Source organism: Paraburkholderia sp. 31.1 (assembly GCF_014397645.1).
Lineage (GTDB): Bacteria > Pseudomonadota > Gammaproteobacteria > Burkholderiales > Burkholderiaceae > Paraburkholderia > Paraburkholderia tuberum.
Genome location: NZ_VZQN01000051.1, coordinates 22,326 through 48,635, shown reverse-complemented (window position 1 = coordinate 48,635; position 26,310 = coordinate 22,326). Strand labels below are relative to the sequence as shown.

Below are 26,310 nucleotides of genomic sequence, written 5' to 3'. Positions count from 1 at the left end.
CGAACCCTGCAGATGCAGACTTGCAATGGTCAGGCGCTCTTCAGGCTGAAGTTGCTGGTACTGAGTTCTTTCGTGCATCGCAACACCTTATACGAAACAGGTGTTGCACTTCAGATTTGAGGCCGCCCTGCAAATCCTGGAGTCGACGCATCGGCATGCGCTTTCTGGAAGCGCACCATGCTCGCGTAGAGCGTGTCTTGCCCTCCACGGGAAAAGCCCATTAGCATCACGCGGCTCGCGTCGACATGAGGGTTTTTGGAAATAAGGCTGAGCGCGCGATACGCGTCTTCTGTCTGGGCGAGTCTGCCAAGCTGACTCTGGTCATTGATTGTGTTTTCTATGCCTCGGCTCGTGAAACTGTCGACAACGAAAGTGGCAACGCCCAACGACAGGAACCACTGCTCCCAGTCCGCTATCTGGCCGCCGATACCCCCAGACGGGTGCAGCAGTATGACGGCGGGCAGCCTGTCGGTCCCGGATCGAGGCAGCCGCAATTCACCGGCTATCGTCACGCGCTTGCCGTCTTCGCTTCCGGCCAGAAATTGCTCGTCTGTGAGCGTCATCGACTCGAATGGAATGACTTCCATTCGCGCCACCTGCGCGTAGGGGACGCGCGGAATGCAAAGGAGCACAAGGACTAGCAAAAGGAACGGCAAGCCTCTCACACTTGCGAACATGGCCGTCTCCCATGAGTACGGACAGAGTTATTTATGCAGCGTTATAGGCGGTCCGGGCAGGAATGCAATGCAAATGACAGAATTGTCGTGATACGACAGACGGTGACGGCAGACGGCAGACGGCAGACGGCAGACGGCAGACGGCAGACGGCAGACGGCAGACGGCAGGCACTTTATCGATTCGCCGGGTCGCGCATGTCCAGAAAGTCGAGGATTCGAGTCGCTTTAGCCGTTCGGAATCACCGAGCGCGGTCGGCGCGCGAGCGTAGCGCCCATTTCACTTCGCCGCCCCCAGGTTGATTCCTGAGCGGGAGAGGAGCAAAAACGCGAAGAAAGCCACCAACAGCTGTTTGGCCTGAATGTCGTCGACTCCGCGAGCAGGAAGAAAAGCTCAAGCAGTATCAGCACGTCGACGTATTGTTCATCAGCCTGACTATTAATAAAAAGACCCATAAGTTTCTCAACTTACGGGCCCGTTTTTCTCAGGTTATGCGTCTACCTACACACACACCTGTAGCGAGACCCATATGGTGAGATTTTTGGCCACGCCAGATAAGACTCTGCGGGGCGTGGGCGGCATCGGGTGAGATTTTGGGAGGCATCGCGTGAGATTCACTTCCTCACGGCCGCACCTGCCTCACCAACCTGAGTCTTCTTCACGAAGTTCTCCCATCACCATCCCCCATCATGTGAACAAGAGCGTCAGCGCCCAGGACTGCCACCTCGGTATCGCTTTTGCGCATAGCAATGCGCTGAACTACCGCGCGTCGCAGTTATGGTTGCGCTTCGAGGTAGGCTTTTGCCTTCTCAATATGGGTAGCCAGCACCCAACGAGGGGGCTGCGCTGGATGGAAATCTTCCCGTTAAAGTCACCGAAAATGTCCTGAGCCTCTTGAGATAGCACCTTAATAGGCTGGCCAGCGATATTTGTCGACATTGCACTGATACAGAGAGCTTTCTTCAAAAGCCGGCTCCCCGGGCCTCCCTGTACCAATACCAGACGGTCTTTCTGCTTCTTGAACAGTTCACCATGCATGACGTGAAAGTTGCCACCGCAACGTCGGCGCACCTCGTTTTCAGGTAAGTCAATGGCAAGCCCTGCCCACTCCACGACGAAGTAACCCACGATGTAGAGCGCTGGTGCGCGCTCATGGTCCCAGCCCGATAGGCCGGCATAGAACGCCAACAAATCCCCCTTCTGGAGTCGACGCAGTCCGGCCTTGGGCGGAGTCGGGTCTCCGTACGTGAAAGACTCGAACTCCGGGTCGACATGCATCGCCAGGCTTTCGACCGTATTCCACCGGCTTGTCGGAAAGTAGGCTGAATAGGGCAAGCCCTTGATTCCCAGTGTGTTTCCGTAGGTTCGCAATCCGACGCCGGAACCATCAGGGATGGGGATGAGTTCGAAGGAGCCGTCGTCAAATAGAGGGCCCTGGATGCCGCCTGAGCCAGAATCCACGCCAACACGCAGCAAAACAACATTCATTTCTGCACCGCCTCCAGGTCGTCGAGGATAGAGGTCAGAGTCCACTTTCGATACGGTCGTGTTGGCCCTGGACGGCGCCGGCGCACCAACGGTCGGGTCCACACGAAACTGAAGTTCCGGTCACCCACCAGCATTACGCTTTGCCCGCCGCCGACGCCAACGTAGTTGACGTCGTCCTCCCATCCAGCGTCCTCGGCCGTACTCCGGTGGGAATGGCCCACCATGGGCGATAAATATGCTGCGGGCAAATATCTGTCGTTCCCGGCGACCATGTCAGAAGCTGGAATCATCAGGTCTCCAAGCCGATGTCGGGTCGAATCTTTGGCATCAACCACCTCTGACCTGCCTGACTGACGGAAGGCCTGGACCAATTCTGCCTGCGACGCATAGGCTTCGCCTACCCGCATGAAATAGACGAGTGACTGCTGTTTCCCGAATGCTTGGTCCCAACTGGTCAGGCCAGCGACCCAGACACCCCGCTCCCATTGCTCTGGGGTCAGCGTCGCACGCATACCGTGCTTGCAGGTGCAGAGCGTGATGAGCCCACCTTGGAAATTAGGTGCACTGCCCGTCTGCACGTACTCGCCGTTGGCTGGTCGAACAGAGCGCACAACATAGGCATAAACATCCTCATCCGATGCGCCGACTTGTGCGATTCGCCTGCGCCACTCTTCGATGGACAGGTCCGTGGCAACAGACGCGACGCTATCCATCACCATCCCGTTTGACCGGTTTGGCCTGCAAGTAGACTTTAGCGGTGAGGTTGATAATCCGGGGGTGCTGCGAAGCGTGCAACAGGCGCCTTTTGCCATAAAGAAACCTCGGGTACCAAGCAGTCGGTTATGGTCGGCGTCGTGTGAGGCAGACAACAACACCACAAATTTTCGCCATTCTTATTTGGTGCCGGATAGCGGTGCATTGCCACGTCCGCCGCCCGACGGACTGCGTGTCTTACTTGGCCAGTTTCCGCCCTGAAAGCCCGTCGGTGGTCGGCTACTCCCACTCGAAAGCGCCTCTGGGCTTCCGCTTCGTCCTCCGCCTGGATTGTTTCCGACGCCGGCACCTTTTCCGCCACCGCCGCGCTTGACCATGATTTCCTCCTCATGAAGTCGGCACGCACCGACAAGAGGCCGTCTGCGTCATGGAGACTCTGCTTCGAATTGCTCGTCGGCTTAATGCTAAGGTTTCGAGTTCTGACGACGTCGCCATTCCTTTTGCTGCAAAGGTCTCGGATGGCCCAAATCAAGTTTGTCTGGTATTCGATTTCATCCGTGGGTTCGCAGATTCATGGGTTGGCGGATTGGCAACACGAGCCGCGCCGTCCGAGTATCGAAACTGCCATGGCCAGCGGGTGGGCTATTTCGGGACAAATACACTCAAGTAGACCTTGATGATTTGTGCACATATCGACGCGTACGCGAAGCCGGCGACTTGGGCGCTCAGTTCGAAATGAGCAAAAGTGACGAAGGTGTCAGCCACGTATTTCCGTTGAAGTACCAGTCGCTTCAGCGAACGCTTTGGTAAATCAAAGACGAGCTCACTCATCTTGAGGCTACGCCACGCCTTCACGCCGGCGACGGGGGTGGTGAAAAGCAGCAGCGCAAGCACGAAGTTAGTCACGAGCGGGTCAGCGCGATGACGGAAGGGTGCTACTTCGGTCGCGTAGGTCTGAACTACGCTACTAAGGAGTGCGATGCCAAAGTAGAGCAACCCGAGGACGGCCGCGCCGGTTCCGCCAAGAAAGACAATTGCCCCAAGGAGACGCTTACGGACGTTCTTGCTGTATTTCCTAAAAGACCGTTGACTCCGGATAACAAAGAGCGGCGTGAATCCTGCAAAGGCCGCGATAACACAATCGATGGCCGTGACGCCCGTCTTCACCACGAACCAAGCTGCAACTATGGCCAAGGACCTCGTGAACAGTTCCCAGCCGAGCTTTCGGTCCTCGCTCATGAGGCCCCAGTAGTCTTCAGTGATGCCGCGTTTCACGATTGCTGTCATTGGTCTTCGTATTTTTAACTGCTCTATTGTGGGAGTTCCGGCACAAGGGGAGGCCCGGGGCTTTCGTCTGGCCGCTTTGAGTTGAGTTGAGTGCGCGTTACCCGTGCGGACGATTTACTACACGGGCATTGTCTGCCCTGTGCTTGGGGCCGTCGCTAACCATCGGTTGACTGCACCGCGCGGCAAGTCCCGTGCGGAGAAACGGATGGCCCTACGCCTTCCTCGACGTTAGTCTGACCCTCGAGGGCCCGCACTAGCGTCTCTATCGACGTAGCCCAGTACAGGCGCTCTTGCTCAAGACGGAGGCGCTGCCCCCAAGTACCAGCGCGTAGGTTGTCGTACACGTGCCGCTCTTCGGCCGTCAGCTCATCAAAGGGGACATTGGCACACAGCGAAGATTCCTCCACCCAAAGCGGGCGGTGCGAAACCAGTGTCGCTTCGTCCATAAGTACCGACCGAAGCTGAGGCATGACTCTGCGGGCGCGGTCTAGGATTGCAAAGCCGTGAGTGTCGATGTCACCCCAGTAGACAATCTCCGGCCCTCGCAACCATCGCAGGACATGCAACGCGCTCACCGCATTACCAAGGCGCATGATTGCCACGGTACCTGGAACGTCCGGGAGTGCTACGCCCGTCTCAAGATTCTCGACGATAACCACTGCCTTGGGCTCAATAGGCAGCGTCGCAAGTTCACCTATAGGTGCCTCGATGTCACAGAGGCCGCCGACTCGTTCGCGCAAGGCTGGGCATAGAAGTCGGATTCGGACCCTGTGCGCAGGCTTCCTCAGGCCGCACAAGGCATGGAAGTCGCTGTCGTCGACAGTGACTTCGCGCAACGACCGAAGGAGCCCCGCCACCAGGCCGGTTCGCTTCTCCAACCACTTCGTGTCGAGCCCTTCGACAGGAAGTTGTCGGAGGTAGAGTCCGGAATCGGGATTCGCTTCCAGCCATGTCAAGAGCGTTACCAGCCGCTCGAAGTCTTCCGGAGTGTAGTCGGCTAGCACATCGAACTTCGATGCCAAGACCTTGCTTTGTGCGAGCACTGGCCAGCGATTCAGCATCTGCTGGTAGCGCTCAGTTGCCGTTTCCCAGCGCCTGGCCTGACCCACGGCAGTCGCAACGGCAGTCGCATTCGCGAAGCTCAGGCTTACAGGAAGGCGATGCCTGCCAAACCGCGCGAATTGCCGCTCTTCAAAGATAACTTCACCCGGACCGCTTCTCGACTGCCAAGCGAAAGCCCATGTGCGGACCGCCGAAGCATCCTCGGCGATGTCTTTGTCGGTGGGAGCACCCAGCGCGACGACCAGCGGCCAAGCTCCCTCCCCAGCAAGCCAGTTCTCGTGCTGGTTATTGAAGCGACGAACAAGGAAGTCGCGCGCCGACTCAGGAGACAGCAGTTTCTTCGGCATTGCGTACGTCCTGAGTCAACTTCAAGCGATTGGACTCGCTGTCGTACTCGATGGGTATGACGGCAGATTTCTTGCGGTCCTTTATATGCACGAAGCATGCTCCCCCGATGAAAGGTTCCAGTGTCATCACGGATTTCAGAGGGGTGGCCACAATCATCTGGAACCCGAACGCCTTGAAGATGTTCATCGCCATCGCAGTGAACTCTGCATCGGCTTTATCGAAAGCTTCGTCGAGCACCACGGTGGAGTAGCTCGGAAGCGCACGGTCCTGGCCGCCAAGCTGATAGCGCAGGGCGGCCGCCAGGCAGGTAGCAGCCAGCTTCTGGCGCTGTCCGCCCGACTTACCTGCGCCGCTGCGGTAGACCTCCACCTCGACGTCGTCCTCGTCAAGCTCGCGAGCAACGAACTCCACGTGCTGCCTGACGTCGAGCACCAGATTTCGCCAGTTCTTGTCCACAGTTTCTTGGCTGGCGAGGCGCTTAACCAAGGCAGCCAACGTCTTGAAGCGCTCTTCGGCCAGGTCGCGGTCGTTCGAGAACGAGTGGCTGAGCGACTCCTTCAAGCTCGCGCGGAAGAGCCGCACATCCTCGAGCGACTTGTCGGTCGTTTCGATGACGAGGTGCGTTCCCGGGTTGAACGGCGCTGTCTCCAGGCTCTCATTGACCAGTTCCATGCGCGAGCGAATTGCCGAGCGCTCCTCGTCGAGCTTGGTAGCCAGGAGAGTCAGGTTCTGGTCGCTCTGCTCGCGTAGCAACCCAAAGAATCGGTCTTCGAACGCTGGAAGGTTGTCATCTTCCAGCCGCTTGAGCTTTGCCAGATAGTCGTCGGCGCTGGCCAGCGTAGCGTCCAGACCACCAGCAACCGAAGGCCACAAGCGGTTGAACTCTACGAAGCGCTGGACGATAGCATTACGCAACTCGCCCAAGCGACTCTCAATCGCACGCAATTCATTGCTGAGGCCGCGGTCCACCTGCCCGTTCACCTGGTCAAGGTTATCGAGAGTAGCCTCTTTACCGGTGGCCGCATACCGAGCTGCGATTTGGGCGGCGAAGGCCGGTGGCCTGTCAGAGGCGGGCCACAAACGAGCCAGCTCGGCCAGCTTGACATTTAGCTTCTCGATGTCGCACTTGATGGAGCGACCTTTGGCATCCTCTTCGTTCTTCTTGCCAACGGCCCTGGAGTGAACGTCCTCCTGCGTCTTGATGCGGTCATCCAGGATGGCAAGGTCCGGCCTGGCGTCCCGCTCCGCATTGAGGCGTGTCGTCAAGTCGTCAATGCGGGCCAGAAGTGCGCCGACGTCGACGTCGTTCCACGTCAGGTTCGACAGGTTCTGGCACTGCAAGAGCTGTTGTTGCTGGAGGACTTCTTCATCCCCAATCTTGTCCAGAGCCATCCGCAGTTCAGCGATGCGTCCGCCGAGCTCCGCTGCCTTGTTTTTGTACAGAGTGAGCTTGTCCTTATTGTCGAAGCCCAGTACCCACTGGCTGCGGTCGTTGACCGAGTGGCGGTCGTTCTTCTCGTGCCGCACCGTGTTGTGCTTGACCAAGCCCTCACGGGTGACGGCACGAGGGGCATTGCGGAACGCCTGTAGCGTATCGGTGCATTCAAGGTCGTATGAGTGCTTTAGCTCTTCCCGCACCCATTCACCAAAGCTTCCCTGCGCGAAGTTGAGCTTTCGCACTAGAGAATTGGGACCGGGCGTGCGTCCGGATGTCTGCTGGACAGTCCGAAAGTACACCAGTCGCTCGCCAATGTTGCGCTCGTTCAGGTACGCCGAGACCGCCGGGTAGAGCTTCTCATCGACGAGGATGGAGCGCGCGAAACCGCCGAGGACGCGCTCAATGGCACCCCGCCATTCGCTCGAATCAGAACGCACTTCCACCAGTTCGCCCGCGAAAGGCAGCTTCGCCTCGGGTATCGAAAGGTCGCGGGCCATGCGCTCACGCAAGTCCACGAGCCGTGCCGGAAGGTTGGACCTTTGACGCTCCAGGGCTTTAACCTCGGCCACCGCCGTGGTGAATTCTTCGCTGACCTGCCGATGGTCTGCCTTGAGCTGGTCCTTACGGTCCTCTACTTCCTTCGTCAGGTCGTGAGCCCTGAGGACACGCTGTTTGGCAGCTTCGACTCGCTGGACGAACCAGACCACGCTGTCAGGCATCGCCCATCCCATGACTTTGCACGCGACTGCCGCCTGGTCACGCTTGTTCATCCGGACGAGTTTATCTGCCTCCGCCGCCTTGATATTTTCTTCGAGACGGACCAAGACATCGGCCCCCATTTTGAGCTTCTGACGTTGTAGGTCCGTCAGCTTGACGGACTCGTCATCGGCAATCTGCGAGAGACGTTGGACTTCCTGCCGCGATGCTTCCCCATCGACCTCCAGCTCTGCAATCCGCTCGTCCACGAGGACCTTGCGACGGTGCTCTCGATACTGGTCAATGGCAGTCTGGATTGCCTGCAGCCCGTTGCGGTCGTTGTTGCCATGTTCAAGCTCCATGTGCTCTTCCCGCGCCGGCTTGAGCATCTGGATTTGGTTGCGGGCAGCCACTACCTCGTGGTGTGCCTCGTTCAGTTCCCCGAACTCGTTGATTAGGCTGGTGGCGATGCCGAACGTCTCAGGCTCATCCAGCATGAAGTCCCGCAGGAACACGTTGAGGTCGCCGAGATTCTTCGCCGACTGCGTCTTATGCAGAAGGCGGAGGGCGCGCTCGTTGTCGATGTCCAGCATACGACGAAAGCGCTCCTGATATGCGCTGAATTCGGTGTACACCTTCGCATCGAGCAGGTCGTGTTTGAAGCGGCGGGTGTCGAACTCGTTCTTGGCGAAGAACTCCAGCTCCTGAATCTCGAACTCACGCTCGAGGGTGAGGTACAGCCGCTTGGCGTCGCTTGACGCCGTGGTGTTGCCCTTGACCCATAGGACTTGAGCGAGCACGACCACCCGACCTTGTCCATCGCGGTAGGTCTCTGCAATGGCGGACCAGGTCGTGCCGCTGCGAAGGTATTGTGAAACGTATTCGCCACCGTCTCCCGTTTGCTGCGCCCAAGCACCCCTGAGGTAGGTCATGGCGCTGCGGTCGCGCCCATGCCGCTCTGCTTCACGCGCTGCAACGTTGAAGTCCAACCACTTCGGTGGCGTCAGCAGCGCCGCGTGAGCGTCCAGAACCGTCGACTTCCCCGAACCAGACGGCCCCACGAAGAGGTAGCCTTCCTTGGGGATTGGGAAGTCGAAGACGTTGGAGAAGGTTCCCCAGTTGAACGTCTGTATGCGCGTAAGGCGGAACTGGTCACCGCTGCCGTCCAACAACACGGGCTGGTCGACGTTCATAGCGAGTCCTCCTCGTTTTCGGCACTGCTGGCCGATGCATCGTCTTCAGCGGTGTTGCCCTCGTCCGTGTTTATCGCGTAATGCGAGGACGCCAGAGCGGCATAAGTTCGTGTCAGGTCTTGAATTTCTTCGGCCGAGAAGAGGAGCTTGAGCGTCGGTGAGACTTCGTACCTCTCACCAGAGCCACGAACGAATTGCAGCAGGCTGAGCTTCTTGGCCTTGTCGACGGCGTTGACGATTTGCTTCTCAAATTTTGCGTGGTCGGGGTTGTTCCCCCGTTCGAACACCGACAGGTGTTCTTGCATGTCATCGCGCGACACGACAGCCCGTTCGCCCTGCGCGTCGGCCTGGGTCAGGCGCTGTCGCAAGAAGAGCAGCAACGCTGTATCCAGGAAGGTGAGCGATGCCTTGCGAAGAAGGATGGGGACATCGATGTCCTCGGAGACGACCTGCCGCGTGAACGCGACTCGCTGTTCGTGGTCAATGACGACCTCGAGAAAGAGCTCATGCATGCGAGAGCGGACGACGGCTTCATCGCGAAGCAGCACTGGCCAGAGCTTTGACTGGCGCCGGGCGTCCACGGAAGGGCCCAGAAGCAGTTGCACCAGTACCCTCCTGGTATCAATTGGAAGCGAACCGGTGTCGCCTCGGAACGTCGCAGTGTCAGCAACTGGCGCATCGGGCGCGAGCTCGTCGGCCACGCTTTCGTCGGTGGGGTCAGTCAACGAGTTCAAGATAGCGCTCCCTCAAGAAATAGATGGTCGGAATCTTGGCGCGACGCTGGGTCGCGTCGTCGCCTTCCCATGAGACGAGCTCGGTGCCTTCCGTGACCTCGCCGTGCTTGGCACCCAACGCCACATAGCCAACGACGCTGCCAAGACCTTGTTCCGCTGGAAACTCGGCCAGTGTTTGACCAATGGTGACCTGCGACTGGCGCTCGAGAATGGTCCGCAAGTGGGCTTTGAGCGTTCGAAAGTCGATTTCCGACTGTCGCACGAGCTCGCTCACGGTTTCCAGGTCCAGCTCAGAGGGTTCCGCAACCCGCATTGACGAATCGGTCACTCGTTGCGTGGGGTCATAGAGCACCCACTGTGATACTGACCGGATGCGACCGCTAGACTGCATGAGCTCGAAACCAATCTGCTCATTAGGGCGAACTGCATTCTTGGCGGTGAGCGCTGCCTGCGTTGCTTCTTTCAGTAGGCCGTGCAGGCGCCGGTGCTCAAGAAACTCGCGGCTCTGCACGAAGCTCTTGAGGCTCCGTGCAAAGTGCTGCAACACGTCGTGTACCCCTCGTCCTTCGTTCAATAGAGCGCCCGTTAGCCCATGCAGGAATTTGCGTTCGTGCGATTCCAACTGTCGCGCAAAGGGCCGGCTCGTCACTTCGTCCAACGACTCTCTAAGGGTGGCGGCTTGCTCGCTGTCTGTCAGCAAACGCCAAAACGCGTTGAAGGTGCGACCAGCATCGCTCTCGCCGATAAGGTCAACGCCAGCAAAAAGCTGTTCAAGCACGTCGCCGCGGCTACCTTCGTTCTCCATCAGGCTCTGCCGCAGCCCCCGGTTCAATCGCTCGAACTCGTCTCGGACGCTTCGGAAGTCGGCGGCAAGCTCTTGGGCCAAAGCGATGACTTCGCGCGCGCTCTCGATGGCACGGTCCGGGGGCAGAACCTTCGCGCCGCCACGCTCGACATCAGCGATGGCCGTGTCGATACGCTCGTGTTCAGCGCGCAGCGCTGCCAAGCGTGCTTCGGGGTTGGTATTGGTCTCTTCAGCCAGTCGCGACAGTTGGTGAATGACCACTGAAAGCCGACTCTCTGTGGCGGTCGTTCTTGGCGTCAAGAGTCCCGTGACAAAGCGCACCGAAGTAAGCGCTTCGGCCGACAATTCGTACTCTTCTTCGGGAGCCCCGATGGGAAACCGGCGCGTCAACCAGCCTTGATTGAGCCACTCGGAGACGTACGCCTGGGGTGTCTGGGGGAGGTCTTCGCCGGTTGAGCGAAGCGAATCGATGTCACGACCGAGGCGCTCATGAAGCACCGAACTTGGTAACGCTTTGTCAGTACCCGCGAAAAGCGACTGGAGCAAGGCAATTATCACGGGTGCCTTGGTGGCTGCCAACAGGCGCCAAAGGGGTTGCTCGCGCAGATTGCGCAGGGCCGCTGCGCCCCGAAGCGCCTTCACGCCCATCTCCCAACGAAACGGTAACCAGTGACGCTATCCACTTGGACCTCCGAGGCAATCTGCTGGAGCCACTATACGACTAGTTTTTATACGAGTCTAGTTTTTATTCATACATATTTTTACTACTCGTGAGAGAATTCTGATGATGCCCGAACGCTTGCCCACCACATCGGACCCAACAGGGTCATCCAGTAGCCGCGCCCCTGGTCGGTGGAGCCAGGACCGTCGCCTGGAATTCATTGACTTTCGACTTCGGTGGGATGGCCGTCTCAACCGCAGTGACCTGACAGAATTCTTTGGCATTTCCGTGCCTCAAGCGTCGCTAGACATCGCTAAATATACGGAACTGGCGCCGACTAACTTAAATTACGACCGCAGCTCCCGGGTCTATATAGCGTCTGCCGACTTTAAGCCGCTGTACCCGTCGAGCGACTCTGGTCGCTATCTCAACGAGTTGTTGTCGCACGCTTCCGGGCTGGACTCAGAGGAAAGCGGCTTCATCACTTGGGCGCCTCCGGTCGCAACAGTGCCACATCCTGGTCGAACCATCCGCGTCGATGTATTAGTCGCGCTTCTTCGAGCCATTCGCGAGCGCTGTGCAATACGCGTGTTGTACCAATCGATGACGCGCCCACAGCCTTCCCCACGTACGATTTCTCCGCATGCCCTTGCCCACGATGGCTTCCGCTGGCACGCACGCGCCTACTGCCATATGCGCAACCAGTTTCTGGACTTTGTTGTTGCGCGCATGCTGGAAGTTGACAGCTTTGAGCCGGCCGCCGCAAGTCCGGACGATGATGTGAAGTGGCACACCATAGTGCCTTTGGTATTGATTCCGCATCCCGAACTGAGCACGTCGCACAGACTTGCCATTGAACTTGATTTTGGAATGGAGGACGGGCAAGTCGAGTTCCATTGCAGACAGGCGTTTCTCTTCTACGCTCTGCGACATCTGCGACTAGACCTTGAAGGCGAAGCCAAACCGGAGGCGCAGCAGATTGCTCTGAAGAACCGCTCAGAAGTTGAGGCGTACATGTTGAGCGAAGGTGCGTTTTGACGCGCCTTCTGCCGGACATCAACGTTGCCGTTCGGCTCCACCCGACGAACGCATCGATGCCGGACTACCACCTGTTGACACATCTGGATTTCGGGCAACCTCGCATCCACCTCGCCGACCAGAGCCCCATCGAGCTTGAGAGTCATCGCTTTGATACGCAGGACTTCCACTTTGGCGTGGCTGAGCGCGACCGTCTAGGGGGAGTAGCGTAAACGCGCGGCAACAGCCCGGAGAAATCCGGATGGCCCCCCGTCTCCCAGATTGAAGTCATGAGTACAAGCTCGTGGAACAGACCTATAGCCCGGACGTGTTGAATCTGGTGGTCGCGAAAGGATATCTCGCCAAGCACCTTGAGAACGAAGCTGCACGGCAGTACGTTGCGCAGCACCATCAGAACCTGATGGTGGAGTTCGAATCAATCATTGCAACGATTTCTTTGCACCAGCAGCAATTCAGCGCGGTCCCCTAACGCCTTGTCGCGAATTCAGCGCCCCGCAACGTCCAAATGAATCGAGGTCCGTCAACGCCAGTTGACAAAAATCTCTCGTTTGAACTCCGACGTTTGCGCCGATATTCAGCGCGCGAACGATGCAAAACTCTTTCGGGCGGGCTGACCGCATGGCAAATTCATTTGCAGCCGTGCTAGTATTGTCGCGTCATGGGGCGGTAGCTCAGCTGGGAGAGCGTCGCGTTCGCAATGCGAAGGTCGGGAGTTCGCGCCTCCTCCGCTCCACCAAATTTAATCCTGAGTACAGTAAAGGCCGGAACTCTTTATCTGATAAGGATTTCGGCCTTTTTACGTTGAGCGTCGTCCAGCCACATCTGGTGGCAATCCAGCGCGGGTGGGGGCAGCATAGGGGCATCGGACCGCTGCCCCCTATCCCCCGAGACGCTCTCACGGACATCGCCAGCAGGAATGCAAGGCCTGGAGCAAAATCCAGCGCCTCTGGGACGGTGGCGGGCTGTATCTGGAGGTGCCCGTTGGCGGGTCAAAGCTCTGGCTGCTGGGTGTCGATGACGGCTCAGTTGCGAACGCACTCCTGAGCACCGCTTGAGCGATGGTTCTGCGAGCGCTCAAGTTCAAAAGCGTATGGCCGGGCATTGGCGATTCGCAACGAGTCAAACTCTGCTCTGGTCAATGCCCCGACAAGAGGCTCAGGTAGCGCGAATCGACATTCTCATAGGTCGTCGGGGACAACCATGCACGACCGCCAGTGTCGTTCGCTACCTTGTAACTCCACGTGGCTACACGCTGGACAATCTCTTTGTCACCTGAAACGCCAGCGAGCAGTCCGATTTCGGCGAGCTGCTGCTCTTTGAGTACAAGACGTTCGAGCCAGCGCTCCAGGTGTGGTCTCGCCGCGAGAGAGTCAGACTTGCTGCGATTACAAACTGGATGAGCCAAGACGAAGTTGTTGGCTAGGTCCCTTGAGTAAAGCGAGAATGGGACGAAGTGGTCGACGTCTACGTTCGTGAGTCCTTCCCCGCAGTAGAAGCAACGTGAACCATCCAGCTTGCGCAATTGGGTGCTGATGACGGCGAGCGACTGCCGCGAAGACGAGAAGAGAAAATCCTCAAGGTCGTCAGCGTTCCCAAGAATGGGGTGATTACGGCGATTTGCCTTTATGTGCGCGACCCATCGAGTCCGCGCCATCTGCTCCACGAGGGTATAAAAGCGACGCAGGCAATAGCTGACGCCCGGCTTCAGCGTCACCGAGCCTCTTGACTGCCGCTCATACAGGAACGGGTCAGTCACCCCGGCAAAGTTTTGAAGGTACGTCAATGGCTGCGCGGACACTACGGATGCTACCTTCGACAACAGTGGCCCATAGCTCGGTAAGCGGGATGCTTGTAGCGCTGATGATGCTGAGGTGCCTGCTCTGAATTCTGAGATTGCGTTCAGAATCGCGGCTTGGACCCCAAGATTTTGAACCAGAACACCGGGCTGGCTGCCCACACGACCAGTTCCATACGGGGTCGAATGTTGCCAGTAGAGATAGACGAACCGCTCTGAAATTTGACGGGTCGTCAATGTGAGTTCGGCCCCGTCGTCGGCGCCGTGCTCGACCGCCAATTCTGCGAATGAAATCAGAAGCGCGAATTTATACGTCGCGGTGAAGTCGCCCTCGGCGAACAGTCGTTGAAGCTTCGCGAGGAAAGCTAACTGCACTTCCGGCGATGGTGGAGGTGCGTTGAAACTCAATCGCGTTGGCTCCAGTAGTCGGCCTTTGCAGGTAATACCCACCGAATGCCGCCGCGCGGGTCTGCTACATCGCCTGTGAAACGAGGTATTAGATGAATGTGCAGGTGAGGCACGGTTTGTCCGGCAGCCGGACCGTCGTTGATGCCAATGTTGAATCCGTCCGGATGGAGGGACGCGAGTGCATATCCCTTGGCGTGGTCCAGAAGGGTAAGAAGGTCATCACGCTCTTCAGCGCTCACCTCGAAGAATGAACGAACGTGGCGCTTGGGAATGACAAGACTATGTCCAGGTGAGATGGGAAACCCATCCAGAATCCACATGGCATGTCGGTTTTGACCCACGATGCGGCCAGTCGGAATCTCGCAAAATGGACAGGTCTGTGACGACATCGAGGGATTCTTCGAAGACTTGATGGAACAGCGCATTTTACCTACTTTACTGTTGCCGCGGACGTGCCAAATCCCCTCAGACCTTCAACGCAGACCACTAAGGATGTGCTGCCTAAAGTGAGCGTCGAGCCGCTCGGCTACGGAGACGCCACGGCAACCGACCGACGGTCGAACGGCCAATTCGTGTCATCAGTACAATTGGTCCGTGCGAGCAATATGATGCGAATGTTCAATGAATATGCTGAACTAATCGGAAACCTACGCAATTGAAAGATAAAAACCGCGACCTGACATCCGACACCGCTTTAACCGAAGCAATCACAGCCTGTATGGCGCCGGCTACCGCTGCTGCGAAGTCGTGGTATCCGAGGCTTAAGGCTCACCTCGGCCGAGTGAAGGCTGCGACGCGCGCCGACTTTGCGAACCGCGATTTTCTGGATGAGTTGTGGAGCGACGAGTCAGTGTCCTCCACAGGAATGGGGAGCGTGAAAGTCGCACCGGCGCTCGATGACCCGGAGTTCCGCCAGTGGTTCAGCCAAGCGTTCACCGAGCCTCTGCCAGAAGACCCGACGCAGGCCGAGGCGCAGCTAACTACTCTATATAAAGAGCTTGTGCGTCGACTAGGGGAAAAGTGCGGACGCGTCGCACGTCTGAAGCTTAATCGTGTAATGTGCGCAAAATTCCCCGAATATTTCACAACGCTGGCGGATGTCGGTGCGCTCAAATTCCTTCACCGGGCGCTGGGCGGGGCCTCAAGCGACCATCCAGTCCATGCACATATCGCGATTAAACGCCGCCTCGACGCACTTCTCGGACCTGTCGCTTCTGACAATCCAACCGGTGAACTCGACCGACTTTCGTTGCCGTGGTTTCTCTATGAACATATCGCAGATGAGCCAGAATCGGTCACTGAGCCGTTGTCTACGGGCGAAATCGCTTCCTCGACGGACGGACTACACCCATTACCGGCATCTCTCAGACGGAAAGGATTGACGGCCATCAAGGGCAACTTCGGAACGCTCCTGGAATTTGTGCAAGTGCTGCAGGACGGCCTGACCCGAGAGGAGTTCGCCGACGAGGTCCGACGAAGTAACCCAGACCTATCGGAAAATAGCCTTGGCACGGTCATTAATACGGTCGCTAGGGAGTTCGATTTGTGCGTCAGAGACGGTGACGTGTACCGCCTGAATGCTCGCGGCCTCAATCTGCTGGAGACCAGGGACCCGGACGAATTTGCCGACCACCTGCTAACCAAGATTCTCGGCATCGACCATGTCATAAAGGCCCTCGCACACGGGCCCATCGCTCTTGTGGACCTGACGGAGAGCCTGAAACGGGTGAACCCGGGCTGGACGTCGGATTTTATGCCGCGCTCAATAATTGCATGGCTGACGAGTCTCGAAGTTATTCAACAGAGCCCCACGCGCAAATGTTCTCTTACGGACCGCGGAACAACGTGGGCGAATAAAATCACATGGTCCCCCGAAGCACTGCAAATCTTCGATTTGCCAGTACCGCCGACGCTCGATGCTGTTAGCGCAACTGCCGAAGCGCCTCTTTTTGTTGAGGTCTTACAACGACTTGAACTCATCAATCAAGGTCGACTGCTTTTACCGACAGATTTGGTTCGGCAACTGCACGTCGGATTATGGTCAAATCCCGTGCGCCACTTCGCGGTACTGACGGGGATATCGGGCTCTGGAAAAACGCAACTCGCCTGGAACTATGGCCTCGCTGCCTGCGGAGCCGAGGATGGTCAAACCGAACGTGTGCGCATCGTTCCCGTACAACCGGGTTGGTTCGACCCGACTCCGCTTTTCGGATACGTCAGTCCGTTGAGCCAGCAATATTGCTCAGCCCCGTTTCTCGAGTTGCTACTTCGCGCAGCGCGCGACCCCGAACGCCCATACGTCGTCATCCTCGACGAAATGAACCTGTCACATCCGGAGCAGTATCTGGCTCCACTGTTGTCGACAATGGAAACGCGAGGATGGATTGACCTGCATGAAATGCCGGAAGATATAACCGATGTTCCTCGTCGGGTCCAATACCCGCCTAATCTCGCCATCATCGGAACGCTTAACATGGATGAGACTACGCATGGGCTATCTGACAAAGTACTTGACCGTGCATTTACGCTGGAATTCTGGAACGTGAGCGTTGACGATTTCCCAGGATGGGACAAATTCGAGCTACCGGCCGAGTTACAGACATCCGCGAGGAATCTGCTCGGAGATTTGAGCAAGGCACTCGCGCCGGTCAGGCTCCACTTCGGGTGGCGAACGATAGAAGATGTGTTGAGATACCTGCGACTGGCCATTGACGCGGGCGACACAGAATCCAATGCGCTTGACGCGGTTGTCTACGCGAAAATACTTCCCAAGCTGCGCGGCGAGAGCACAGAGCGGTTTCATCTCGCGCTCGGTTCTGTGCACGCAGTTCTGCTCAAACGCGACCTCACGCGTTGTGCGGAAAAAATATCGACGCTAATTGCGGACCTGAAGGAAACAGGCGCAGCGAGATTCTGGCGATGACATCCGTCAGGCAAGGCGGTACCGGGCCACGCTTAATTGTTCATTTGCCCTGCGCGTGGGACACGTCAGCGACGTACGGTCCGGGCGACACCGTCTTTGGGTTGCGGGAAGGCGAAAAGTGCATCTTGGAGGTCGCTGGAGTCAACAATGGGCGAGTATTTATAGACGACGTGGAAGTTTCACAGGGTGAGCATGGCCGGTATGAATGGACCGCGGCATTCTTCGCCGGACGCGTCCAGATTGTCGTGACATCTTCAGACGCAAGCGAAGCTGAGTATTTTGCCTCCGTTGGTCCGTCGTCTGAAAAGGTCGCCGACGAGCAGTTCAACGCAATGGTCGGCGAGATTCAGAAATTTCGGGCGTCCCTCCTTCTAGGAAGCTCGAGTGCTGCCCTGGCCTTTGACGACAGCCCAGGAAGGAACAAGCTTGATAGCCTCGTCGGATTGGCCCGGCTAAGACTCTATGCTCCGGGCTTCCTTCGCGAAGTCTGGGAAATATGCCGTGCCCCGCACAGGTCTCTTCTTCAGGCAGAACGCCGAGTTTCGCTCGCTCGCGTTAAACGCCTGCATCCACTTGCTTTGCGTGAGCCCCTGATAGCCGCCGCTGTCGCCGGACAGACGTCGGAGTCTCCGTCCCTCGAGTTACTGCATGTCGCAACATCGACGGCCGTGCAGACCTTTGACACGCCTTCCAATCGTGCGCTGAAAGCGCTGGTGACAAGATTGGCGGCGCAGGTGTCGACGTTGCTCGATACGGTGGTGCAAGGCGGGCTTGGCGGAGAGCTCCAGGAAGAGGAGTCTCGACGTCCAAGACGGGAGCACTTTCTTCGCCATCTTCTGAAGGAGACCAAGGTTCTATTAACGAGAGAACCCTTCTGCAGTGTGTCCCGACTGGAGACGTCAGCAGCCAGCTTGACGCAGATTTCCGCGCAACCGGCTTACAGTCGTGCCTACAGGCACGGTACGCGAGCACTCCTTCGCGGCGTGGAGGGCGCGCGCACCCTAGACCATCTGCACGTCAGCCCAACGTGGGGCGTCTACGAGACGTGGTGTTTCGTCCACATACTCTCGAAGCTCGCCGAGAGGCTTGACCACTTCGGCTGGAAAGCCATCAGGCACGGCGTTGTCAGCGCCGCCGAATCCTACGAATTGGAACTGAGTAGCGGGATTCGAATTGAAGCCCATTTCCAGGCAAACTTCACCGCTGGCGCTCCTCCCGCCAAGCGCGTCGGCTGGAGCCTCTCGCGCTTTCGCATTCCTGATATCGTCATCGTCGTCCAAAGCGCGGCCAGATTAGATTTCCTCGTGCTCGACGCCAAATATCGAAGTAAAAGAGATAACGTCCTCGAAGCTATGGAGTCGGCTCACATCTACCACGACTCCCTGCGGGTCAGACAGCAGAAGCCGAACTTCTCTGTGCTGCTATTACCGGCAGAGGCGGACGTGCCCCACCTGGACGCAGACTCATTTCTGTTCGAGCACGAGGTAGGCACAATTAGTCAATTCTCACCCGGGGAACCGGGCGTCGAACGCTGCGTGGACTTAATCGCTGATTGGGCGATGCGAGATGCTCCCTGACACCTATGCGCGTATTCATAGGTGGCAGCTCGTGTTTGGGGCTGACCGACGGAGCGGAGCACGACACTCATTAGCGCGGGTGTCGCGGCGTTAGCGATTCAGAGCTCTTCAGTCAAACGTAGACCTCCCTGCGGCCAGCTCGGATTGCCTTCAACGCGCTGCGAGACAGGCCTCTGTCTGTATCCCTGCAACCGAGAATGCTCATCAGGCGTGGTGAACGCCGCATTGCTCCTGGCTAGCTGTCGCCGGCGGCCGCTCGCTAGAATTCACCGTATCCCGCTGGAGCATTGTCCATGTCGTCCCACTGGCATTCGACAGTTGGGTCTAACCAGTCTGCGGCGCGGCGCAGCCATGTGGCGTCGACGGCATCGTCGAGCGATTTCAGCTTCTTGACTTCGAATTCCATTGCCAACGCTCGCAGGCGGTTCGCTCGCTCAAGCTTCAACGCCCATTCTTCGACACGCTTGAGTTGCTGAACCGCGGAACGGCGAATCGCAGCCAACCTCGCGCGCTCAGCTTCTTGGACAGCAGCGGCTGCTCGTTCCTCGACTCGCATCTCGGCCTGTACGGAACTGCGAATAATCAGATGCCGAAGCTTGCCAACGAATCCGTGAATCTTCGTTTCGACCAGGGCATTCCGGCTATCTGCAGTGGTCGCTGTTGCATAGTTGCTTCCAACATCGAAGGCCGATATCTCCAGTTCGTTTGTGGGATGATAGACGTAGGTCTGGCTGTTCAGGCTGTATCCGACGCGTTTGTTTTCTGCGAGTTGCTCCCGGGTTAAAGGAATATTTTCCTGGCGACTTCGCTCCCTCACGCGAAACGTTAGCTTGTTATCAAGCAGCTTCACGTAAGCCGCGTCTTCTTCTTTGCCGCCTGAGGAAAGCGTATATCCTGCGCCCGCCATTGTCTCGAGAAGCATGTTCAGCACGAGAAGTGCTCGCAGTGAGTTCTGCTGGGACACGGCGACCCGCATCAGTCCGGCACCGTCGCAACACGGCCATGCTCGCGAATCGCGATGCTTACCTTCTAGTTTTTTCGCCATCCGTTTGACAAGCGGCAGACATTCGTCGATGGAAGTGCGCACGCTGATGGTCGGCACGTCCGGCGCACGAGTGGCATCCTCATCGATTCGAGCCTGGGTGCGCAGTGACAGCTCGTCGTCCTGCGGATTCTTGAATACAGTACGTCTGTATGTCGTCGCTCCCTTGGTAGGCGGGAGCGTTGGCTTTTTCACAGCCTTGCCGGCGGCAAGTTTTTCCCAATAGCCACGAGGAGGGACGGGGATATCCAGGCTTACGCAAATCTTGCGAAGTCCCACGTCCGAGATTTCATACCTCTTCGATACCTTGCTGACCGGTTCGGACCAGATTTCCTCGTACAGCTTTTCGCGTTCGAAGTCTTGATGGACGTATGGCATGTGAGTTCGCGGTATGTTTGGCAGGCAGGCAACTGCCAGCATCACGTATCTCGTCGAACACGGAGTGTCTCAAACATCTTGAGAAGTTTTGAGAAATCGGAATCTCGTGAGCGAAGACGGTGCCCGTCGCCGGTGGTCTGGAAACCTACGATTCTCGGACAAATCTGGAGGTGAATCGCGCACTTTTCGGACAAGTCACCCACGCCCATGCCTGGAATCGCACAGGATTCGGACAGGACGAACGACAATTCGACGTTCGTCCGCTCATAGCCCGCGCGCGTTGGGACGGGATGGCAGGCCCGATGCGCCGAAGTTGAGTCGCCGCGCATGCAACCGACGACAATCTAGCTCTCGTCCGAAACGTCTTCAGTGCAGCGCAAAAGATTCAACCATGACAAATTACGCGGTGAGAAAACTTCGCTCAGGCCGAGTCAACGACGCTCGCCGTCGGCCCGCGGCCTTACCATTGCAAAGCCACGTCGAACACCGGCTCGTCTTGGCAAATAGCGTGTTGCGCGGTAAACCCTTTCCAAGGTTGACGATGCGTCGGTCGCCATCGTCGTTACCACCATTTATGCCGTGGCGCGGTTGTGAAATTCGGCTGAAGCCGTCAAAATGTTTGCATGCGTTTTTACACGCATTCTATGCTATATGCCTACGCGAAACCCTACGAAAACTGAGACCGTCGATGCGATGTGGGCCAAGCTCGCATCGCGCGCCATCCGCGTCGCGCTGGCGCGTCGGGATATGAGCTATGCACAACTCGCTGACGCACTGACCAGCATGGGTCTTGCCGAATCCGCGCGCTCGGTAGAGGGCAAAATCCAGCGAGGCACCTTTCGCTTTACCTTCTTCCTGCAAACGCTGGCAGCGGCAAACAATGAATACCCGCAACACTGGGCTGCGGCTCTTCAAGGCAAAACGACCTGGGAGGCTCGCGCCGCCTTGGTGATTGAAACAGAACTGGCGACCCAGCCATGGTTAGACGGCGTCAGACTTTCACAACGCCTTGCCGACATCGGCGTGCAGGTGGGAGCCGACACGTTATGGGGACAGATTGTCGGTGGAACGCTTTCCACTACCCTGTTCTTCCAATGCGCCGCTGTTTGCCGTTTCCCGAATCTTCAATTTTTTTTGGACGGCAGGGACTTGAATGACGCTGCATTAGCTGGCGCATCGATTCGGTGAATCGACGGTTGGGACGGAATTTTCTTGCTTTTCTTCGATGCCCGACTATATTTCGGCTTGCCCGCTTCGCGTGTGAAAACGCACGAAAAATTGATAGCGGAAGGGCGCGACTGTCGGCAGAGTCGTGTCGCCAGCCCGACGGACGTTCCCGCGAGGCGTTTGTTGCCTAAGTAGGCCGTGGAGCAGACGACTGTCCGGAGAGTTGCGTCTGTCGTAGCCGAACGAAATCGGAGATAGTCATGCCTGTCTGGAGCGTTCCCGGCATAAGTGCAGAGCCTGAGATGTCACTGTCCGACTGGCAAATCCTGGAGACACAACATGGCTCCAGGCATTTTGTTGGTTGCGACGTTCGCGATTGCACCGGGCGAGTCAGCACCGCGATTCAGGAATTCGACCCAACCGTGTTGCGAGGCGTAACTTCATCTGGTCGCGTGTATCAGCTGATCGGACCTCGTGGTTGCTCCGAGGACAGTCGATACATCTGGGAACGATGGTGCAGGGTCAACGACATAACGTCGTACACAGATGTCACGACCGCGTTCCTTGCGGAGAAGCCGTGATGACAACGCCGTCCGAGCGGACCAAAGCGGTGCTCGATACACGGGACTTTTTAGAGATGCTCGCGAACGCGGAGGCGGTCACGATTCCTGGTCTTGTGCAATCGGTGGCAACGTGTCTTCTCCAGCACTTCCCCCTACTCATCGACCTGGATATATCGGCGTCGACGCTGCCGACGGTTTGGGCACCGCCGTTATCGCCCGGACGTGAAAAGGGGCGAGTTGCGCACGTGTACAACCTGCCGCTACGTAGGACGTTGACCGATAAGAAATAGTCGTTCTACAAAGGAACGAAGATGACAGGTGACGAAAGCGACAATCGTCCGCATCACGATGCCAGGGCCGAGCAGGTTTTGCGTATGGCCGCCGTGGCGGCAGTCTTGTTTGACCCGACAGCTGCTCGGGCGCTCCTTGACCTTCCAGATGCCGAGCTCGGGAGACTTTTCAAAATCCGTCTAATGCGAGTTGCCGGCCTTTCCACGGCCTTAGACCTGGACGTCAACTCGATTCATGGTCAAAGTCAGCCGGCGTCGAGTGAAACCGGCCGCAGTTCGAAGCGTGGCCGGCCGACCCGTTACGTCCTCATCGCCAAGGGAAGGCTTCTGCACCTGTCAGATTTCCTCGCAGCCTCAGGCCTGTCAGAGCAGAGGCTGACCAAGGACCTGACCGCCGGCCGAATCTTCAGCGTTGACATCGGCACCGACACGTACTTTCCGGCGTTCTTCCTTGTCAACGAGCTCGACCGCAAGGCTCTGGCGAAAGTTGTGCAACGGCTGGGTGACCTCACCGGCTGGGCTAAGTGGAAATATCTGACGACCCCGAACATGGCGCTCGGAGATTCCACGCCGTTACAAGCGCTTATGCGTGGCGATGCGAAGCAGGTGCTACGCAGTGTTGCTGCATTTGTCGAAAAATAGAGGAGCCTTTGGCGGCGAGAGAATTCTACAATCACGCAATCCCCGAACTGCTTAACTTCATGCGAGCTTTGCAGTTCAGAGTTAGGCGTTGCAGGTCTTGCCAGCATGTTTTCTGGCTAAACGCTTAGGCGGAGTTGCTGCAAACTCCGGGTACAGTTTTGGCGTACGCACAGGCCGAGCGAAGAGACGGGGATAGCACGTGGAGAACAGCGAGGAAGTAAGGCAAGCAGCCAGCTGGATTCGCGACGCTGACGGAATGCTCATCACCGCCGGGGCCGGCATGGGCGTAGATTCCGGCCTTCCCGACTTCCGCGGAACAGACGGGTTCTGGCGCGCCTATCCGGCGCTGCGGCGTCAGGGATTTTCGTTCGAGGACATCGCCAACCCCGCTGGTTTTGTGAGCCACCCGCATTTGAGTTGGGGATTCTATGGGCACAGACTCGCGCTGTATCGTGCAACGGTGCCGCACGCCGGTTTCGGCATCCTTCGGAAGTGGGCATCGACAATGAAGCGCGGTGCGTTCGTGTTCACGAGTAACGTTGACGGCCAATTCCAGAAAGCGGGCTTCGATGTTGAACGCATCGTGGAATGCCATGGAAGCATCCATTTGCTCCAGTGCGTTGAAGCTTGTACCGATGACGCATGGTCAGCGGACGACTTCAACCCCGTCGTAAACGAAACGAGTTGTCTGCTCGAAAACGAGATGCCCAGGTGCCCTCACTGCGGCGGGCTTGCACGACCGAACATCCTGATGTTTGGCGACTGGAGATGGGTAGACAAGTACACAAACAGGCAGCAGAGGCGGCTCGAAACGTGGTTTGAGTCAACCGAGCAACTCGTCATTGTGGAGGTGGGGGCCGGGAAAGCATTGCCGACCGTCAGGCGTTTCAGTGAGCGCTATGGACCTCATGTCATCCGCATCAACCCCCGCGAACACTCAATACCGGGAGTCAAAGGGTTGGGCATCTCAGGAGGGGCGTCCGAAACGCTTCAGCTCCTCGATAACGTATTTCGAAGCTGGAAGTAGGTCAGGCCGAACGCAATATTTCGGTCCACCTGCTGACCGGATACGCACGTCCGCCCGAGCGGAATAGGCCAGATATGATTGCTGCATTTAGAACGTTACGGGGAAATCGAACGCACCAAACGATGCTGACCGGTCACGCAACGGTTCATGTTCGAGTCTTTGAAAGCCTCTCCATTAATATTCGGAAGAATATGCCGTAATATTGAGCAAATAGCCGTGACCGTCTGTCGGTTTCGACCGAGGCCGTCAGTTGGCTGCCGAAGCGCGTCTGGAGAGGGATGCGCCGAGGAAAACACGCTAACAGAACAAGCCCTTCACCGGGGAGACCGAAGTTGAACATCCAGTCGTTACTTGCTGGCGTACCGACGCCCGCACTTGTCACGGGCGCCTTTTTGGCAGCCCTTGTCGTTGTTGTCATCGCGTTTTTCTTCGGCCCAGCGATAGGGCATCTGTTTCGGTTGCGCTCTATCCAGCGTCGCATTGGAAGCTTCGACGACGGAAATTACCCTTCACAGTTTGATGCGGTATTCGCTGGTGACCGCCGGCTCGCCCACCTATGGAACGAGTATGCCGAATCGTTGCACGTTCAGCGTGAAGAGCGCGACGGACAGATGGTCGTGCGCGCCGTACGCGCCACTGTGCCCGCCGAGTTGTATTTCAACAGCCAGGTTGTCGTCGACAGCCGTTTGCGAACCGAATTTTTTAAGCATGTTCCCGGAATTTTTACTGGTATCGGTATCATCGGAACGTTCAGCGGCCTGATAGAAGGCCTTCACGCGTTTCAGATAAGCGATAACGCTGCCACTGTGCGCGGTAGTCTTGAATCACTCATGCATTCTGTGGGAGAGGCGTTTCTTGTGTCCGCCTCGGCAATCGCTGCGGCGATGCTAACCACGCTCTTCGAAAAGCTCCTCCTCGCCTCGCTGTATCGACGTACCGAAGAAATCGTACATGCGATTGACGCACGCTTTGAGGCTGGGGCTGGCGAAGAATACCTGGCGCGCCTGGTTAAGGCATCGGAGGAGTCGGCGAGCCAATCCAAAATATTGAAGGACGCTCTCGTCAAGGAGATGGGGGAGCTGCTGCGCGAGTTGACTCGCGCGCAAATAGAAGCCAGCAAAGAACAATACGCGCTGGTCGCCGAGGCGGGTCGCCAGAATAATGCCGCTCTTGGGCAGGTTATTGCCGATAGCATCCAGCAGGGTCTCAAAGGTCCGCTTGATGAAATTGCAGCGACCGTTAAAAGCGCCAGCGGTGACCAGAGCGCAAGCGCTGGGCGGATGCTGCAGGATGTGATGACAAGTTTCAGCCAGCGGTTGAATGACTTGTTCGGAGGCCAGATTACAGGCCTCACTGAGCTCAATCAACAGACGGCCCAGAGCATTCAGCAGGCTGTTACCACATTGCACACCCTGGTCGCGAACATCGAAGCTTCGAGTCAACGTTCGACGGATGCAATGGCGCAGCGCATGGCGGAGGCCATCGAAAAGATGGAATCGAGACAGGAGGCGATGAACGCGCAATCGGCTGCGTTCGTCGAGCAGCTGCGCCTATTGACCGCGACATCTCAATCGGAGACAAACCAGAAATTGCAGACGACGCTGGAAACGCTGGGCACGCACGTCGGAGAGATGCTGACCACGTTGAGCGGCGCGCAGAGAGATGTTTTTGAAAACAATCGGGCACGCGAGAGCGCCATGTCTGAGCGCGCGACCGGTGCGGTTACAGCAATGTCCGAATCGGTCGATGCCGTTGTCAAGGAACTGGGCATCGCAACGACGCAAATGGCCCAAAGCGTATCTGCCTTGACCCAGTCCACGACGTCATCGGTAGACCGCATGAACGCTGGCGCGGAAGCATTAGGCGCGGCATCGCGAAACTTCGCCACGGCGGGCGAGCGCGTCGCCGGCGTCATGGGTCAAACCGCCGACGTTTCGACCAAACTCGCCGCGACGGCTGGGAACCTGACGAGCGGTGCGGGAGCCATCCAGGAACTTCTGGGCGACTATCGCGCTCACCGCGACAGCATCGGCCAACTTGTCACGGAGTTGCGCGCCACCGTCGAATCCGCACGAAAAGAGGCCACGTTGACTGGCGACATTCTCAATCGAATCGAGACTTCCGCCGGCCATCTCGGCGCGGCGCAAAAGCAGGCCGACGAATACCTCGCTGGCGTAAGCCGCGTTCTCGCAGACGCGCACGGCGCCTTCGCGACTGAAGTGAAACGCACGCTGGATAAAGCGAATGCCGAGTTCCATACAAAACTGACTTCAGCAGTCGGATTGCTTTCGTCCGCAGTCGGGGAGCTGGAGGTGACGCTTGCCGCCATGGGAACCCTGACGCCGGCGAGGAGGTAGAC

The 26,310-nt window shown here is 57.7% G+C and carries 20 protein-coding genes and 1 tRNA gene; 10 read left to right on the top strand and 11 right to left on the bottom strand.

Going from position 1 to position 26,310, the window contains the following annotated elements:
- Positions 1-110: 110 nt before the first annotated feature.
- The 8 genes from F6X37_RS30395 to F6X37_RS30360 all read right to left on the bottom strand — a co-directional run bounded on the left by F6X37_RS30395 (position 111) and on the right by F6X37_RS30360 (position 11,088).
- Positions 111-587, bottom strand: coding sequence for a dienelactone hydrolase family protein (locus F6X37_RS30395; protein ID WP_262420083.1), 477 nt, complete (start codon positions 585-587; stop codon positions 111-113).
- 847 nt (positions 588-1,434) lie between these two features.
- Complete coding sequence (locus F6X37_RS30390) at positions 1,435-2,163, bottom strand: hypothetical protein (protein WP_187613870.1); 729 nt, start codon at positions 2,161-2,163, stop codon at positions 1,435-1,437.
- Complete coding sequence (locus tag F6X37_RS30385; RefSeq protein ID WP_187613869.1) at positions 2,160-2,876, bottom strand: hypothetical protein; 717 nt, start codon at positions 2,874-2,876, stop codon at positions 2,160-2,162. Before F6X37_RS30385 ends, F6X37_RS30390 begins: the two co-directional genes overlap by 4 nt.
- A 643-nt stretch (positions 2,877-3,519) precedes the next feature.
- Positions 3,520-4,164 (bottom strand): hypothetical protein, encoded by a 645-nt coding sequence (locus F6X37_RS30380; RefSeq protein WP_187613868.1) that lies wholly within the window; start codon positions 4,162-4,164, stop codon positions 3,520-3,522.
- A gap of 155 nt (positions 4,165-4,319) precedes the next feature.
- Positions 4,320-5,573: a DUF3322 domain-containing protein gene (locus F6X37_RS30375; RefSeq protein WP_187613867.1), complete on the bottom strand. Its 1,254-nt coding sequence runs from the start codon at positions 5,571-5,573 to the stop codon at positions 4,320-4,322.
- Positions 5,548-8,901: an ATP-binding protein gene (locus F6X37_RS30370; protein ID WP_187613866.1), complete on the bottom strand. Its 3,354-nt coding sequence runs from the start codon at positions 8,899-8,901 to the stop codon at positions 5,548-5,550. Before F6X37_RS30370 ends, F6X37_RS30375 begins: the two co-directional genes overlap by 26 nt.
- Positions 8,898-9,635 carry a DUF4194 domain-containing protein gene (locus tag F6X37_RS30365; protein WP_187613865.1) on the bottom strand — a complete coding sequence of 246 codons (738 nt, stop codon included), beginning with the start codon at positions 9,633-9,635 and terminating at the stop codon, positions 8,898-8,900. Before F6X37_RS30365 ends, F6X37_RS30370 begins: the two co-directional genes overlap by 4 nt.
- On the bottom strand, positions 9,619-11,088 hold the full coding sequence (locus F6X37_RS30360; RefSeq protein ID WP_222944986.1) for a DUF3375 domain-containing protein: 1,470 nt from the start codon (positions 11,086-11,088) through the stop codon (positions 9,619-9,621). Before F6X37_RS30360 ends, F6X37_RS30365 begins: the two co-directional genes overlap by 17 nt.
- Positions 11,089-11,224: 136 nt before the next feature.
- Here F6X37_RS30360 and F6X37_RS30355 point away from each other — a divergent pair, with 136 nt between their 5' ends.
- From F6X37_RS30355 to F6X37_RS30345, 3 genes are all read left to right on the top strand, one after another.
- Positions 11,225-12,139, top strand: coding sequence for a helix-turn-helix transcriptional regulator (locus F6X37_RS30355; RefSeq protein ID WP_262420082.1), 915 nt, complete (start codon positions 11,225-11,227; stop codon positions 12,137-12,139).
- A 283-nt stretch (positions 12,140-12,422) separates the two neighbouring features.
- The gene (locus F6X37_RS30350; protein ID WP_262420081.1) at positions 12,423-12,608 is read left to right on the top strand and encodes a hypothetical protein; all 186 of its coding nucleotides are present in this window, start codon (positions 12,423-12,425) and stop codon (positions 12,606-12,608) included.
- Between the two features lie 191 nt (positions 12,609-12,799).
- Positions 12,800-12,875 (top strand) — tRNA-Ala (locus F6X37_RS30345).
- Positions 12,876-13,274: 399 nt separating this feature from the next.
- Here F6X37_RS30345 and F6X37_RS30340 read toward each other — a convergent pair.
- Entirely contained in the window at positions 13,275-14,342 is a 1,068-nt protein-coding gene (locus F6X37_RS30340; protein ID WP_187613863.1) for an HNH endonuclease, read from the bottom strand.
- The gene (locus tag F6X37_RS30335; RefSeq protein WP_187613862.1) at positions 14,339-14,731 is read right to left on the bottom strand and encodes an HIT family protein; all 393 of its coding nucleotides are present in this window, start codon (positions 14,729-14,731) and stop codon (positions 14,339-14,341) included. The genes F6X37_RS30340 and F6X37_RS30335 overlap by 4 nt, the downstream gene beginning before the upstream one ends.
- A 266-nt stretch (positions 14,732-14,997) precedes the next feature.
- On the opposite strand from F6X37_RS30335, the gene F6X37_RS30330 reads away from it, so the two are divergent.
- Together F6X37_RS30330 and F6X37_RS30325 are read left to right on the top strand one after the other, a co-directional pair.
- The gene (locus tag F6X37_RS30330; protein ID WP_187613861.1) at positions 14,998-17,265 is read left to right on the top strand and encodes an McrB family protein; all 2,268 of its coding nucleotides are present in this window, start codon (positions 14,998-15,000) and stop codon (positions 17,263-17,265) included.
- Positions 17,262-18,842, top strand: a complete 1,581-nt coding sequence (locus tag F6X37_RS30325; RefSeq protein WP_187613860.1) for a DUF2357 domain-containing protein — start codon at positions 17,262-17,264, stop codon at positions 18,840-18,842. Before F6X37_RS30330 ends, F6X37_RS30325 begins: the two co-directional genes overlap by 4 nt.
- A gap of 259 nt (positions 18,843-19,101) precedes the next feature.
- Here the strand turns inward: F6X37_RS30325 and F6X37_RS30320 are convergent, their stop codons facing one another.
- Positions 19,102-20,304 (bottom strand): hypothetical protein, encoded by a 1,203-nt coding sequence (locus F6X37_RS30320; RefSeq protein ID WP_187613859.1) that lies wholly within the window; start codon positions 20,302-20,304, stop codon positions 19,102-19,104.
- Between the two features lie 651 nt (positions 20,305-20,955).
- On the opposite strand from F6X37_RS30320, the gene F6X37_RS30315 reads away from it, so the two are divergent.
- The 5 genes from F6X37_RS30315 (at position 20,956) to zorA (ending at position 26,308) form a co-directional block, all read left to right on the top strand.
- Positions 20,956-21,450: a DUF6471 domain-containing protein gene (locus tag F6X37_RS30315; protein WP_262420080.1), complete on the top strand. Its 495-nt coding sequence runs from the start codon at positions 20,956-20,958 to the stop codon at positions 21,448-21,450.
- A 559-nt stretch (positions 21,451-22,009) separates the two neighbouring features.
- Entirely contained in the window at positions 22,010-22,282 is a 273-nt protein-coding gene (locus F6X37_RS30310; protein WP_187613858.1) for a BPSL0761 family protein, read from the top strand.
- Between the two features lie 21 nt (positions 22,283-22,303).
- Positions 22,304-22,924 carry a hypothetical protein gene (locus F6X37_RS30305; RefSeq protein ID WP_187613857.1) on the top strand — a complete coding sequence of 207 codons (621 nt, stop codon included), beginning with the start codon at positions 22,304-22,306 and terminating at the stop codon, positions 22,922-22,924.
- A gap of 199 nt (positions 22,925-23,123) precedes the next feature.
- The gene (locus F6X37_RS30300; protein WP_316252011.1) at positions 23,124-23,951 is read left to right on the top strand and encodes an SIR2 family NAD-dependent protein deacylase; all 828 of its coding nucleotides are present in this window, start codon (positions 23,124-23,126) and stop codon (positions 23,949-23,951) included.
- Between the two features lie 332 nt (positions 23,952-24,283).
- Positions 24,284-26,308 carry an anti-phage ZorAB system protein ZorA gene (zorA, locus tag F6X37_RS30295; protein ID WP_187613856.1) on the top strand — a complete coding sequence of 675 codons (2,025 nt, stop codon included), beginning with the start codon at positions 24,284-24,286 and terminating at the stop codon, positions 26,306-26,308.
- The last annotated feature ends 2 nt before the right edge of the window (positions 26,309-26,310 follow it).